Source organism: Herbaspirillum sp. (genome assembly GCF_017744395.1).
Classification (GTDB): Bacteria; Pseudomonadota; Gammaproteobacteria; order Burkholderiales; family Burkholderiaceae_D; genus Herbaspirillum.
The window spans coordinates 325,712-339,961 of sequence record NZ_JAGIBI010000002.1; the positions used below are offsets into that span (position 1 = coordinate 325,712).

The window sequence follows — 14,250 nt, forward strand, 5'->3', positions numbered from 1 at the left end:
CGTTCGCAGCTTTTCACATGAGAATTTTTAAATGATTCCGCGCGGCAATCCGGACTGATGCCGGCGGGAAATGCCGCGCTCCGGCCAGTCCGGCCAATGAGACTTATAATCGACCGGATATGAAACCACTGGCGCCCGGCACCGTCATCTTTCACCGTCATCGCGGTTATGGCGTGATCGTGCTCGTCAATTTGCTGACGGGGTGGATTTCCGCCCGCTTCGGCAGCGAGGTGCGCACGCTCGACCTCAACCTGTCGTCCGACGAAGTGCAGCATGCCGACGGCACGCCGATCCTGTTCCGCCGCGCCCCGCCGGATCGCATGCCGCATGCGCGGCTCATGGCGATGGTGCGTGAACTGCACCGTACCGGTTACCAGCGGCTTTACCTCTATACCTGGCCCAAGCCTTCCGGGCTGCACTGGCGCTGGCATTTGTTCACCGGCCCGAGGCAATGGCTGGAACGGCCCTGGCGCGAAGGCTGGTACGGCTCGGGGGCCGACTACAACTTCAATCCGGTGCTGGGCTGGGGCGATACCCCCAGCGCGTCGCCGGAAGAACTGGCGCGGTTGCTGGCGCAGTTCGACCCGCAGGGGCTGGCGCAAGCGCTGGGCGAGGACGAAGAACACAGCAACTGGTTCGAGATGGTATGCGCCACGCTGCTGCCCGACTATGCGTTCAGCCTGGGCTGGCATGACAACGGTCGCATGCCGGAGCACCTGCCGGTGATCCCGATCCGCCGCAACGTGCCGGAATACGCGGGGCCGCCGCTGCCATGGCCGCCGGGCTGGCGGCATTTGTGGAGGGCTTCAGGCAAGTCGCCGGTATTGCCGTACGACCCGCCCGTGCGTACCACTTACCGTATTACTCCAGAACCTCAGGATTGAGGACATTCTTGGGCGCGCCGGCGGCGTAGTCCAGGATGTTCTGGAAGGCGGCGCGGAAGTACAGCTCGTAGCCGTCTTTTTCCACGTAGCCCAGGTGCGGCGACGCCACCACGTTATCCATCTTCAGCAAGGGCGAGTTCACCGGCAGCGGTTCCTGTTCGTACACATCGAGTGCGGCCAGGCCGGGGCGGCCCTGGTTGAGCGCCGCTTCGAGCGCGCCGGGTTCGACCAGTTCGGCGCGGCTGGTGTTGACGAAGCAGGCGCTGGGCTTCATCAGCGCCAGGTCGGCCGCCGTGACGATGCCGCGGGTGGCGTCGTTCAGGCGCAGGTGCAGCGACAGCACGTCGGCCTGGCTGAAGAATTCTTCCTTGCCGGCGGCGGCCTCGTAGCCATCCTTGGCCGCCTGTTCGCGGCTGGCTTCCCGTCCCCAGACCACTACCTTCATGCCGAACGCGCGACCGTAGCCGGCGACCATGCGGCCGATCTTGCCATAGCCCCAGATGCCCAGTGTGCGGCCTTTCAGGGCGGTGCCGATCGTGTTGTGGTGGGGCGTGGCCGATACCTGCTGCCAGGCGCCGGCGCGCAGGGCGCCGCAGTATTGCGGTACGCGGCGCATGGCGGCCATGACCAGCGCCCAGGTCAGTTCTGCCGGCGCGGTCGGGTCGCCCACGCCTTCGACGATGGCGATGCCGCGTTCGGTGGCGGCGGTCACGTCGACATGGCCGCTGACCTTGCCGGTTTGCGAAATCAGCTTCAGCAGCGGCAGTTTGTCCAGCAGCATCCGGTTCAGCGGCGTGCGCTCGCGGATCAGCACCAGCGCATCGAACGGCGCCAGCCGCGCGGCCAGTTGCCCGACGCCGCGGATGCTGTTGTTGAATACCTTGACGTCATGGCCGTCGAGCATGCGGAAGCAATCGAGGTGGCGGACGGCGTCCTGGTAGTCGTCGAGGATGGCAATTTTCATGAAGGTCTCCGTGGGCGCTGTCTTGTGAGTCTGCGCCGCCGCAAACGAGAGGAGAGCGGGCGAAGGCGCACTGGCGACATCATAAAGGGATTCCGCAGGCATTGGCGGCGGCGCCGGAGTCCTGCGGCCGGCTCGCATATCCGGCAAGTGTCGGCGATGCCAGGCTGGCCTGTCGATGCCGGAACCGTCGGTTCTGGCAGGGTAGAACGTGCGGGCGGGTGCGGCCGCGATCGGATCTTCGAGGTCCTGCGGCGAATGAGTTTGGAATGGAGATAAAGTGAAAATATTGCCGATTTTTAATCTAGATATTTCTTTGGTGAATATCTAAATCCCCGCAACACCGCTAGAATCCAGCATTCATGCGGTTTTGGCGAGAAATGGTGTTATGCGCTTGAGTAATGAAAAAACATATTTTTTTTGATTTGTAATTACCTACTACATAAGTCGGGTATTTTTCGCTACAAATTTTAGTGAATTCCCTTTTATCGGGGTACAATCGCTGCCACTTTTTCTCACTTTTAACTGTCGAAAAGTGACTGGAGCCCGCGCCCGACAAGGCTGCGGGCCTCGCGGCCGGCATCTCCGGATGCGCCGCTGTCGACAAGACCGCCGTATCGCTGGCTGGCGCGCCCTCTCCCGGCATCCAACGCCAGTTACAAGCAGACGACGATCCTGCCGTGCCAAAACGAATTCTTTAACTTTGTGGCATTGGAGGTACAACCTATGAATCAACCCCTCATGGCTGGCGTTCCCGCAGTCAACGCACCGGCGTACGTCAAACACCAGAAACTGATCAACTGGGTCGCGGAAATCGCCGCGCTGACCAAGCCGGCTCGCATTTACTGGTGCGACGGTTCCCAGGAAGAATACGACCGCCTGTGCGCCGAGATGGTCGCCGCCGGCACCATGAAGAAACTGAACCAGGAAAAGCGCCCAAACAGCTACCTGGCCTGCTCCGACCCGTCCGACGTGGCGCGCGTGGAAGACCGCACCTTCATCTGCTCGCAGAAGAAGGAAGACGCCGGCCCGACCAACAACTGGACCGACCCGGCCGAAATGCGCCAGACCCTGCACGGCCTGTTCGACGGCTGCATGGCCGGCCGTACCCTGTATGTGGTGCCGTTCTCGATGGGCCCGCTGGGTTCGCCGATCGCCCACATCGGCGTCGAGCTGTCCGACTCGCCCTATGTGGCGGTCAACATGCGCATCATGACCCGCATGGGCAAGGCCGTGTATGACGTGCTGGGCGCCGACGGCGAGTTCGTGCCTTGCGTGCACAGCGTGGGCGCGCCGCTGGCTGCAGGCCAGAAGGACGTGGCATGGCCGTGCAACGCCACCAAGTACATCGTGCACTACCCGGAAACCCGCGAAATCTGGTCCTACGGTTCGGGCTACGGCGGCAACGCGCTGCTGGGCAAGAAATGCTTCGCGCTGCGCATCGCCTCCACCATGGGCCGCGCCCAGGGCTGGCTGGCCGAGCACATGCTGATCCTCGGCGTGGAATCGCCCGAAGGCAAGAAGCACTACGTCGCGGCGGCCTTCCCGTCGGCCTGCGGCAAGACCAACTTCGCCATGCTGATCCCGCCCAAGGCCTTCGGCGGCTGGAAGGTCACCACCATCGGCGACGACATCGCCTGGATCAAGCCGGGCGCCGACGGCCGCCTGTATGCGATCAACCCGGAAGCCGGCTACTTCGGCGTGGCCCCGGGCACCAACGAAAAGAGCAACTACAACTGCATGGCGTCGGTCTCGGCCAACACCATCTTCACCAACGTCGCGCTGACCGATGACGGCGATGTCTGGTGGGAAGGCATGACCAAGGAAGCGCCGGCGCACCTGATCGACTGGCAAGGCAAGGACTGGACTCCGGAAATCGGAAAGGAAACCGGCCGCAAGGCGGCCCACCCGAACGCGCGCTTCACCGTGGCCGCGACCCAGAACCCGGTGATCGACCCGGCCTGGGACGATCCGGCCGGCGTGCCGATCTCGGCCTTCATCTTCGGCGGCCGCCGCTCCACCACCGTGCCGCTGGTGACCGAAGCCCGCAACTGGGTGGAAGGCGTCTACATGGCCGCCACCATGGGTTCGGAAACCACCGCCGCGGCCGTCGGCCAGCAAGGCGTGGTGCGCCGCGACCCGTTCGCGATGCTGCCGTTCGCCGGCTACAACATGAGCGAGTACTTCCAGCATTGGCTGGATATCGGCAAGAAGATCGCCGCTTCGCCGGCCGAGCTGCCCAAGATCTACTGCGTCAACTGGTTCCGTACCGACGAGAACGGCAAGTTCGTCTGGCCCGGCTTCGGCGACAACATGCGCGTGCTGAAGTGGATGCTGGACCGCATCGAAGATCCGCAAGGCGTGAAGACCGGCGGCGTCGAGCACCTGTTCGGCATCACCCCGCGCTTCAACGACCTGCAGTGGGATGGCCTGGACTTCACCGCCGAGCAGTTCGCCACCATCACTTCCATCGATAAGGCCGCATGGAAGAAGGAGCTGGAACTGCACGCCGAGCTGTTCGAAAAGCTCGCGCACAAGCTGCCGGCCGAGCTGGTGGGCGTCAAGGGCAAGCTGGAGAAGCAACTGGCTGCCTGAGCCTGAAGTCTCGTTGAAGTCGAAGTAATCGAAATAAGAAAACGCCTGCCGCAGCAATGCGGCGGGCGTTTTCATTTGGGCGGCAGCTTATTGGCTAACGACAGCGATGCGCGCCAATGCCGCCCGCATCGGCGCGGGAATATCCACCGGACGGCGCGAGGCCCGATCCACATAGACGTGGACGAAGTGTCCCTGCGCGGCGGCGCTGTCTTCTCCGGCCTTGAAGATGCCGATCTCGTAGCGCACGCTGCTGCGCCCCATGTGCGCCACCCGCACGCCGACTTCCACCTGCTCGGGAAACGCCACCGAGGCGAAGTAGTTGCAGCGGGTTTCGATCACCAGGCCGATCACCGGGCTATGCTCGATTTCCAGCACGCCGCCGGCGACCAGGTAATGGTTCACCGCCGTGTCGAACCAACTGTAGTAGACCACGTTGTTCACGTGACCATAGACGTCGTTGTCCATCCAGCGCGTCTGGATCGGATGGAAGTGGCGGTAATCGGCGCGGCGGCCGGGGCTGGGTTTGTGTTCGCTCATGCGGGTTGTCGTTGTGCCGGATGTGTGGATGGTCGATGGCGCAGTGCGCAAGAAATGCATGCTTGCAGTAACATTGTTGCGGGATCTCCATCCTGCGGCATCGCTACCGTGTTGTTGAGCTTCAGGCGGCGCCGCTTCCATGTTAAGCGATCGCGATCGGAATTTGACGGCGGCCGGCTTGCAGAAATGCGAGGCGGCGCCATGTGGTTCAAGCAGGCGCTTGATTGCCCGTTTGCAACCCTGCCGATAGCATCGCCCTCAATATCGATAGTTAAATCCAATCAAAAATATTGATTAAATAAAATTGATCTATTTGATTCGGCGCTTTACTATTCATACCACTGCTTTACTCAACCCCCTAAAAAGGAAATAGACATGTCCCTGATCAACACCACTATCAAACCGTTCAAGGCAACTGCATACCACGATGGCAAGTTCGTCGACATCACCGAAGCGACCCTGAAGGGCAAATGGTCCGTGTTCGTGTTCTATCCGGCCGACTTCACCTTCGTCTGCCCGACCGAACTGGAAGATCTGGCGAACAACTACGCTGAGTTCAAGAAGCTGGGCGTTGAAATCTACGGCATCTCGACCGACACCCACTTCGCCCACAAGGCATGGCACGACACTTCGGAAGCCATCAAGAAGGTGCAATACCCGCTGGTCGGCGACCCGACCGCTACCCTGGCGCGCAACTTCGAAGTGCTGATCGAAGAAGAAGGCCTGGCGCTGCGCGGCACCTTCGTGATCAACCCGGAAGGCCAGATCAAGGTCCTGGAAATCCACGACAACGGCATCGGCCGCGACGCTTCCGAACTGCTGCGCAAGGTCAAGGCTGCCCAGTACGTCGCTTCGCACCCGGGCGAAGTCTGCCCCGCCAAGTGGGAAGAAGGCGCTGCCACCCTGAAGCCGAGCCTGGATCTGGTCGGCAAGATTTAATTACCGATTGGGCTACTGCGCGGACCGATCTCTGCGCTGCGATGCTCGCCGTACTTTCGTACGGCTGCGCTTCTCCCGCAGACCTCGGACCGCTCGCTACGCCCACTCGGCAATTAAATGCGTTAAAGACTTAAAAGAAGTACACGTCCGAGCCTGCCCTGGCAAGCGGCTGAAACCCACAAGGCGGATGCCGCGGCCCGGACGCTATGAAATCTCTCAACAGAGGAAGTGAATCACCATGCTTGATGCCAATCTCAAGACCCAATTGAAGGCCTACCTGGAAAAGGTCACCCAGCCGATCGAGATCGTCGCATCGCTGGATGATGGCGCCAAATCCCGTGAGATGCAGGAGCTCCTGCAGGAAATCGCGCAGTTGTCGGACCGCATCCAGCTGGTCGAGCAACGCGATGCCGCCAACGCACGTACCCCGTCGTTCAAACTGAACCGCCCCGGAACCGATGTCAGCATCGAATTTGCCGCCATTCCGATGGGCCACGAATTTACCTCGCTGGTGCTGGCCTTGCTGCAGGTCGGCGGCCACCCGATCAAGCTCGACGACAAGGTGATCGAGCAGATCAAGAATCTCGACGGCGACTACAGCTTTGAGACCTATGTCTCGCTGACTTGCCAGAACTGCCCGGAGGTGGTGCAGGCGCTGAACGTGATGTCGATCATCAACCCGCGCATCCGCTCGGTGACCATCGACGGCGCGCTGTTCCAGGGCGAAGTCGAGCAGCGCCAGATCATGGCCGTGCCGACCGTCTACATGAACGGCGAAGTGTTCGGCCAGGGCCGCACCGGCGTCGAGGAAATCCTCGCCAAGCTGGACACCGGCGCCGCCGCCCGCAAGGGCGAAGAGTTGAGCGCCAAGGAGCCGTACGACGTGCTGATCGTCGGCGGCGGCCCGGCCGGCGCGGCCGCCGCGATCTACGCGGCGCGCAAGGGCATCCGCACCGGCGTGGTCGCCGAGCGTTTCGGCGGCCAGGTGCTGGACACTTTGGCGATCGAGAACTTCATCTCCGTCAAGGAAACCGAAGGCCCGCAGTTCGCCACCGCGCTGGAGCAGCACGTCAAGGCGTATGACGTCGACATCATGAACGTGCAGCGCGCCGAGCAACTGGTGGCCGGCGACAAGCTGGTCGAAGTCAAGCTGGCCAACGGCGGCGTGTTGAAGGGCAAGACCGTGATCCTGTCCACCGGCGCCCGCTGGCGCGAAGTCAACGTGCCGGGCGAACGCGAATACCGCAACCACGGCGTGGCCTACTGCCCGCACTGCGATGGCCCGCTGTTCAAGGGCAAGCGCGTGTCGGTGATCGGCGGCGGCAACTCCGGCGTGGAAGCGGCGATCGACCTGGCCGGCATCGTCAGCCATGTCACGCTGCTGGAATTTGCTGCCGAACTGAAGGCTGACGCGGTGCTGGTGAAGAAGCTGAAGAGCCTGCCCAATGTGACCATCGTCACCTCGGCGCAGACCACCGAAATCACCGGCGACGGCAAGAAGGTCAACGGCATCAGCTACAAGGAACGCGACAGCGGCGAGATCAGGCATGTCGAACTGGAAGGCGTGTTCGTCCAGATCGGCCTGGTGCCCAACACCGAATGGCTCAAGGGTACGGTCGCATTGAGCAAGCATGGCGAGATCGAGATCGATGCCCGCGGCCAGACCTCGATCCCCGGCGTGTTCGCCGCCGGCGACGTGACCACGGTGCCGTACAAGCAGATCGTGATCGCCGTGGGTGCGGGCGCGACCGCGGCGCTGTCGGCCTTCGATCACCTGATCCGCTCGTCGGTGGAAGACGAGGCGCCGGCTGCCAAGGAAGCGGTTGCAGCTTAAGTAACGTTTGCCTCAGCTAACAAGCAGCAAGTAAAACGCCACCGGGAAACCGGTGGCGTTTTTGTTTGCGGCGGATGCTGCGGGCGCATGCGAGGCGCGACGAAAGACACTGGGTCCCGGCCTGCGCCGGGACGACAGGCCGGAGGAAGTCACTCACTTCTCCGTCATCCCGGCGCAGGCCGGGATCCAGCGGCGTTCAACGGACGTTTCGGCCATAAAAAAACGCCACCGGTTTCCCGGTGGCGTTTTCGTTTGAAGCAGGCGGCTGATTACTTGAACATCAAGCGCAGCGAATCCCATGCGCGGCCGAAGAAGCCGGCCGGGCCGACCGATTCCAGCGCGACCACCGGCAATTCGGCGACGGTCTTGTCGTCGATGGTGACCTTCAGGGTGCCGACCTTGGCGTTTTCCGAGATCGGGGCGATCAGCGGGTCGTTGCGATCCAGGTGGGTCTTGACGCGGTCAGCGGTGCCCTTGGGGATGGTGATGTACAGGTCGTTCTTGAAGCCGACCTTGATCTTGCCCTGCGAACCCTTCCACACGTCAGGCGTATCGACCGGCTGGCCCTTGGCGTACAGCTTCACGGCATCGAAGTTCTGGAAGCCCCAGTTCAGCAGCTTCTGGCTTTCCTGCGTGCGCACCTGGTCGGAGACGGTGCCGATCACCACCGAGATCAGGCGGCGTTCGCCGTTGGGTACCGGGCGGTGGGCCGAGGTGATCAGCGAGTAGCCGGCGCTGGAGGTGTGGCCGGTCTTCATGCCGTCCACGGTCGGATCCAGCCACAGCAGGCGGTTGCGGTTGGGCTGGGTGATGTTGTTGTAGGTGAATTTCTTCACCGAGTAATACTTCTTGTAGTACTCGGGGAAGTCGTTGATCAGGTTGCGGCACAGGATGGCCAGGTCGCGCGCGGTGGTGTAGGTGTCCGCGCTGGGCAGGCCGTGCGGGTTGGAGAAGTGGGTGTTGCTCAGGCCCTGGCGCTGCGACTCGCGGTTCATCAGTTGCACGAAGGCATCTTCGGTGCCCGACACGGCTTCGGCGACAGCCACCGCGGCATCGTTGCCCGAGACCGAGATCAGGCCGTACAGCAGGTTTTCGATCGACACCGGCTTGTTCGGTTCGATGAACATCTTGGAGCTGCTCGGATCGACCTTCCAGGCGTTCACCGAGACGCTGACTTCCTGCGATTCGCTCAGGCGCTTGTCGCGCAGGGCGGCGAAGGCCAGGTAGGCGGTCATCAGCTTGGTCAGCGAGGCCGGTTCGACGCGCATGTCCGGGTCAGCCGAGGCGATCACCTGGTTGGCCGAGGCGTCCAGCAACATCCAGGACTTGGCGGCCACGGTCGGCGGCGGCAAGGTTTGCGCGGAGGCGGTCAGGGCGGAAATCGAAAGGACGGTGGCGGCGAAGGCCGCAAGTATTTTTTTCATCGGTGCCAAGGAAAAAATGCCAGCAGGGGGAAACATCGTTGCTGTGGTTTGAAAAAGAAGGCGGATTCGCTTGCTGTCGCAGAGTGGTAGGCCATCCGCTGGAGCCGCATGACGAATTGCACGCCCGGAATTATAAACGCCGCGCGGCTTGCCCTCCCAATTTGCGGGGCCGGCTTCCCAACCGGTCCCCGCGCGGAAAGCCTTGTGCGGCGGCGTTCACCCCATCGCCGGACGGCGATGCCACATTTCGACCACCACGTTCTTGATATGTTGCAGCTTGCGGTGAAAAAAGTGGTCCGAGCCGGGAATGACGACCACTGGCAGCTCCTGCGGGCGCGCCCAGTCGAGCACCGCCGACAGCGGAATGGTGTCGTCCTGTTCGCCGTGGATCAGGATGGTGTTGGCCGGTGCCGGCGGCATCGGCCACTTGCCGGCGGCGGTGCCGACCAGCACCAGGCGTTCGGCGGCCGCGGCGGCGTCTTGCTGCAGCAGGCGCTGCTGCAGTTGCGCCTGCACGAAGGTGCCGAAGGAGAAACCGCCCAGCGCCAGCGGCAGGCCGGGATACTGGGCGCGCATGTGCTGCAGCAGCAGCGCCATGTCATCGGTCTCGCCGGCGCCGTGGTCGTGCGCGCCCTCGGACTTGCCGACGCCGCGGAAATTCATGCGCACGGCCACGTAGCCCAGCGCGAGGAAGGTGCGCGCCAGCGTCTGCGCCACCTTGTTGTCCATGGTGCCGCCGAACAGCGGATGCGGGTGGGCCACCAGCGCCAGGCCGACCGGCGCCGGGAAATTGTCCGGATCCGGCAGGTCCAGCGCGCATTCGAGCTGGCCGACGGCGCCGGCAATCGTGAAATTCTGGGTATGTGCGTTCATTGCTTTTGCGTATCGCGTATCGGGGATCAGATCTTGAGGCGGTCGACGACCTTGCCGCCGACGATGTGGGTGTCGATGATTTCGTCGATATCGTCCTGGTCGACGTAGGTATACCAGGTGCCTTGCGGATAGATCACGATCACCGGCCCTTCCTCGCAGCGCTCCAGGCAGCCGGCCTTGTTGATGCGCACCTTGCCTTCGCCGGCCAGGCCGAGCTGCTTGATGCGTTTCTTGGCGTGCTCCTGCGCGGCTTGCGCGCCCTTGTCGGCGCAGCAGGTGCGCTCGCCGGGCTGGCGCTGGTTCAGGCAGAAGAAAACGTGGTGCTCGTAGAATGGTTTGTCGCTCATGTGCAGGTTCGCCCGAGAGAAGGATTGCGTGTACCGCGCAGCCCGGTCAGCCTTGATGCGCGTGCTGTTGCGGCAAAAGCGTAATGATACACCCCGCTCATTTTTGTTTCCGGTGCACCGGATGGTAGAGGAACCAGATCGCCAGGAACGGCCACAGCACGGACAGGAATTGCGCGGCGCCGTCGAAGTTGAGGAACTTGCCCTGCACCCAGGTCTCCAGCGTGGAGATGTAATACGGGTTGGCCGGTACCGCGTTGGTGACCGCCAGGCTCAGGATCAGCGCCAGCGCCGCCAGCCGCCGCTGCGCCGTGGGCGGCGCGAACGACAGGCCGGTGACCATCATGGCGCCGATCAGGATGCCGCCGGCCGAACTGGGCGAGACCCAGACGAAGGCGTTCTGCGGCGCGAAAAACAGCGCGCAGGCCAGCGATTTCACGGCGATGCAGCCGAGCAGGTAGCACAGCACCAGCGCCCGGCGCGGGGCCTGCTTGCGCAGCAGCACCAACAGCAGCAGCGCGGCGCCGGTCAGGCCGCAGGCGGTGACGATGACGTCGGCCAGCCAGTATTGCTCGGCGCGGAGCTGGGCGTTGTTGATCCAGGCGGTGGCCAGGTCGATCGGGGTGTCGAACAGATAGGAAAAGAAGGCCGACAGCGGCGGCACCAGGTGGCCCAGCCCGAACAGGTGGTTTTGCGGATAGACCAGCGCCAGCGGCCACAGCCCGGCCACGACCAGCCCGCGGCTGGCTTCGCCGGAGAACCAGCGCCGCCGCATGGAAAGCAAGCGGCTCTCGCGCAGGAAATAGCGGCTGCAGGCCGCGCCAAGCAATGCGCCGATGAACACGCCGGCGGAGTTGGTGAGCAGGTCGAGGTTGGACGGCACGCGCGTAGGCAGATAGGTCTGTACCGCCTCCATGCAAGCCGACAGCAAGATACCGGCGGCCGTAGCCGGCCAGATGGCCCACGCCGGCGCGATGCGCGGATGCATGGCGAATACCAGCAGCATGCCCAGCGGGGCGTAGCCGGCGATGTTGGTCCAGACATCGAAACCGGTCCAGTAATACGGCAGGCGCGCCCACAGGTAATCGAACGGCCCCAGGCCCATGTCGCGCCAGCCCGAAAACGGATACCAGCTGGCATAGACGATCAGCAGCGCGTACACCAGCAGGCTCACGCGCGCGAAGGCGGAGGCGGCGGGAACGGCTGTGGGCGGCTGGGCGGGCGGCGGCGCCGTGGTGTTGGGCTTGGCTTCCATGGGGCAGAGGGTAACCGATTTCACTTGCGGTCGCAGCTGCGCGCGCCGGGCGGCGGTTCGGGGCCGACTGCCGTTACAATGCGCTCTATGAACATGACTTCCAATTCGCTGGCGGCAGCCTCGTCGGCCTCGTCCGAAGCGCCCGCCGAGGGACGCGGCGACGGCGATATGCCGATCCATGGCGAGCGCATCGCCATGCTGCTGGCCGGCTCCGATAACGCCAACGCCAGGCGCATCGTGGTCGAGGCCGTGGCGCGCACGGGCTCGACCAACGTCGACCTGATGCAGCGCCTGCACAGCCTGGAGCAACCGGTGCTGCGCGTGGCCGAGCGCCAGACCGCCGGCCGCGGCCGCGCCGGCCGGCCGTGGCGCACCACGCCGCAGACGTCGCTGACCTTTTCGCTGGCCTGGCGTTTCCGGCGGCCATTGCATGCGTTGCTGGGTTTGCCGCTGGCGGTGGGCGTGGCGCTGGCCGAAGCGCTCCAGGTGCTGGGCGTGCAGGCGCAATTGAAGTGGCCCAACGACTTGCTGCGCGACGGCGCCAAGCTCGCCGGGGTGCTGATCGAAACCGCCGCCGACATCGGTTCCAGCGACGCCACCTGGGCGGTCATCGGGATCGGCCTGAACCTGGGCGTGCCGCCCGAACTGGAGGCCGAGCTGGGCCGCGCCATCGGCGCCGCGCCTGAATTGCAGAAGCAGCCGCGCGAGACGGTGCTGGCGATCATCACCAGCGCGCTGGCCGATGTATTGGCGGAGTTCGAACAGTACGGTTTCGGCGCTTTCATCGCGCGTTGGCAAGCATTCCATTCGTATGCCGGGCAACCGGTGAAAATCATCGATAACGGCCGTATCGTGCAGGAGGGTATCGCCGTCGGCGTGGATATGATGGGACGCTTCCTGATCGATACCGGCGCCGGCCAGGTGGCGGTGCTGGCGGGCGACGTGTCGTTGCGTTTGCAGGAACAGGCATCGTGAGCATGCTGCTGGTCGACGCCGGCAATACCCGGATCAAATGGGCGGTGGCCGACGCCGGCGGCCGCTGGCTGCATCAGGGCGCGGTGGCGCGCGGCGAGGCCGCATCGCTGGCGGTCGCATGGGGCCAACTGGCATCGGGGGTGGAGCGCGTGTGCGTATCCAACGTCGCGGGACAGGCGCTGCGCGAGACGCTGGACGGCATGTTGGCGCAGGTCTTCGGCGCCGCTGTCGTCGTCGAATGGTTCGCATCGGTTCCGGAGCGCGCCGGCCTGCGCAATGGCTACCGCCATCCCGGCCAGCTCGGTTGCGACCGTTTCGCCGCCGCGATCGGCGCGCGCAGCCTGTTTCCGGGGCAGGAGCTGGTGGTGGCCACTTGCGGCACGGCAACCACGATCGACGCCGTCAGCGCGCAAGGCGTGTTCGTCGGCGGCATGATCCTGCCGGGGCTGGGGACGATGGCGACTTCGCTGGCCTTGTCGACCGCGCAGTTGCCGCAGATCGAGGCCATTGCGCCGCTGCGGGAGCCATTTGCCGACAATACGGTGGATGCCATCGTATCCGGCTGTATCGCCGCCCAGGCCGGGGCCATCGAACATGCGCTGGACGAGCGCCGCCGTCAGGCGCCGGGATGCCCCTTGCGCTGCGTGCTGGCCGGCGGCGCCGGCGCGGTGCTGGCGCCGTACCTGAAACTGGGGGATACGCCGCTGGAAAAAGTGGATAATCTGGTCTTGACCGGCCTGCATGCGGCCATGGTTGCCGGCGGCTGAACAGGTTCTTGCGGAACAAGGCGACTCGGGAAAAGGAAGACGAAAGCGCGGATGAAGCTGAAATTGATTTTTTGGCTACTGCTGATTGGCAATGGCATCCTGTTCGGGATGCAGCACGGCTATTTGGGCGCCGCCACCTCGGAACGCCATGAGCCGCAGCGCCTGGCCGGGCAGTTGCGCCCGGAGGCCTTGTCCATCCTGCCGCCCAACAGCGAGAAACTGGTGCCGCAGGCGCGCACGCAAGACGCGTCGCCGCAGCCGGATACTTCCGGCAAGCAGGACCCGGCCGCCGCTCCGGCGCCCGCTGCGTCCGTTCCCACCACCGCTGCACCCGCTCCGGTGTCCCAGAAGACGGCCGCTGTCGCGTCTTCCTGCACTGAAGTCGGCAATTTCAGCGCCGCCGATGCACGCCGCTTTTCGTCGCAACTGGCCAGCCTCAACCTGGGCGACAAGATGGTGCAGAAGCTGACGCAGGACATCACCAGCTACATGGTCTATATCCCGCCGCAGGATGGCCGCGACGGCGCCGAGCGCCGCAAGGCCGAACTGCGCCGCCTGGGCATCGGCGACGTCTACATGATTCCCGAGAGCTCCCCCAACCCGGCGCTGCGCTACGGCATCTCGCTGGGCATCTTCCGTACCGAGGAGGCGGCCAAGGCCTATATCGGCCAGCTGATCGGGCAGGGCGTGCGCAGCGCGCGCATCATCGCCCGCCGCTCCGGCGCCGGCAAGCAGGTGTTCCAGCTGCACGACCTGACTCCGGATGCGCGCGCCGCGCTCGACAAGATCAAGGGCGCCTTCCCGGACCAGGAAGTCCGCGCCTGCTCAGCCTGAGCGTTGCGCGGCCGGTGCGTTGCCATTA

At 64.1% G+C, this 14,250-nt stretch carries 13 protein-coding genes; 7 read left to right on the forward strand and 6 right to left on the reverse strand.

Annotation, left to right across the window (positions count from 1 at the left end; translation table 11 throughout):
- Window positions 1-119: 119 nt before the first annotated feature.
- Window positions 120-884: an L-asparaginase gene (locus J7548_RS07365; RefSeq protein WP_290972478.1), complete on the forward strand. Its 765-nt coding sequence runs from the start codon at window positions 120-122 to the stop codon at window positions 882-884.
- Here the strand turns inward: J7548_RS07365 and J7548_RS07370 are convergent.
- Entirely contained in the window at window positions 862-1,848 is a 987-nt protein-coding gene (locus J7548_RS07370) for a D-2-hydroxyacid dehydrogenase family protein (protein ID WP_290972479.1), read from the reverse strand. The two genes, J7548_RS07365 and J7548_RS07370, sit on opposite strands and share 23 nt — an antisense overlap.
- 723 nt (window positions 1,849-2,571) lie before the next feature.
- Here J7548_RS07370 and J7548_RS07375 point away from each other — a divergent pair.
- Entirely contained in the window at window positions 2,572-4,440 is a 1,869-nt protein-coding gene (locus J7548_RS07375) for a phosphoenolpyruvate carboxykinase (GTP) (protein ID WP_290972482.1), read from the forward strand.
- 87 nt (window positions 4,441-4,527) lie between these two features.
- Here J7548_RS07375 and J7548_RS07380 read toward each other — a convergent pair whose 3' ends face one another.
- Window positions 4,528-4,977, reverse strand: coding sequence for a thioesterase family protein (locus J7548_RS07380; RefSeq protein ID WP_290972485.1), 450 nt, complete (start codon window positions 4,975-4,977; stop codon window positions 4,528-4,530).
- Between the two features lie 375 nt (window positions 4,978-5,352).
- On the opposite strand from J7548_RS07380, the gene ahpC reads away from it, so the two are divergent.
- Complete coding sequence (ahpC, locus tag J7548_RS07385) at window positions 5,353-5,916, forward strand: alkyl hydroperoxide reductase subunit C (RefSeq protein WP_290972488.1); 564 nt, start codon at window positions 5,353-5,355, stop codon at window positions 5,914-5,916.
- Window positions 5,917-6,154: 238 nt separating this feature from the next.
- Window positions 6,155-7,750 carry an alkyl hydroperoxide reductase subunit F gene (ahpF, locus tag J7548_RS07390; protein ID WP_290972491.1) on the forward strand — a complete coding sequence of 532 codons (1,596 nt, stop codon included), beginning with the start codon at window positions 6,155-6,157 and terminating at the stop codon, window positions 7,748-7,750.
- 269 nt (window positions 7,751-8,019) lie between these two features.
- Here the strand turns inward: ahpF and J7548_RS07395 are convergent, their stop codons facing one another.
- The 4 genes from J7548_RS07395 to J7548_RS07410 form a co-directional block, all read right to left on the reverse strand.
- Window positions 8,020-9,174: a D-alanyl-D-alanine carboxypeptidase family protein gene (locus tag J7548_RS07395; RefSeq protein ID WP_290972494.1), complete on the reverse strand. Its 1,155-nt coding sequence runs from the start codon at window positions 9,172-9,174 to the stop codon at window positions 8,020-8,022.
- Window positions 9,175-9,390: 216 nt separating this feature from the next.
- The gene (locus tag J7548_RS07400) at window positions 9,391-10,047 is read right to left on the reverse strand and encodes an alpha/beta hydrolase (protein WP_290972501.1); all 657 of its coding nucleotides are present in this window, start codon (window positions 10,045-10,047) and stop codon (window positions 9,391-9,393) included.
- 26 nt (window positions 10,048-10,073) lie between these two features.
- Window positions 10,074-10,394 (reverse strand): (2Fe-2S) ferredoxin domain-containing protein, encoded by a 321-nt coding sequence (locus tag J7548_RS07405; RefSeq protein WP_290972504.1) that lies wholly within the window; start codon window positions 10,392-10,394, stop codon window positions 10,074-10,076.
- Between the two features lie 97 nt (window positions 10,395-10,491).
- Complete coding sequence (locus J7548_RS07410) at window positions 10,492-11,646, reverse strand: VanZ family protein (protein WP_290973328.1); 1,155 nt, start codon at window positions 11,644-11,646, stop codon at window positions 10,492-10,494.
- Window positions 11,647-11,814: 168 nt separating this feature from the next.
- Between J7548_RS07410 and J7548_RS07415 the strand changes: the two genes are divergently transcribed.
- The 3 genes from J7548_RS07415 to J7548_RS07425 are packed head-to-tail and all read left to right on the forward strand — an operon-like array spanning window position 11,815 to window position 14,222.
- Window positions 11,815-12,621, forward strand: a complete 807-nt coding sequence (locus J7548_RS07415) for a biotin--[acetyl-CoA-carboxylase] ligase (RefSeq protein WP_290973331.1) — start codon at window positions 11,815-11,817, stop codon at window positions 12,619-12,621.
- Window positions 12,622-12,623: 2 nt separating this feature from the next.
- Window positions 12,624-13,388 carry a type III pantothenate kinase gene (locus tag J7548_RS07420; RefSeq protein WP_290973334.1) on the forward strand — a complete coding sequence of 255 codons (765 nt, stop codon included), beginning with the start codon at window positions 12,624-12,626 and terminating at the stop codon, window positions 13,386-13,388.
- 51 nt (window positions 13,389-13,439) lie between these two features.
- Window positions 13,440-14,222 carry a hypothetical protein gene (locus tag J7548_RS07425; protein ID WP_290972507.1) on the forward strand — a complete coding sequence of 261 codons (783 nt, stop codon included), beginning with the start codon at window positions 13,440-13,442 and terminating at the stop codon, window positions 14,220-14,222.
- The last annotated feature ends 28 nt before the right edge of the window (window positions 14,223-14,250 follow it).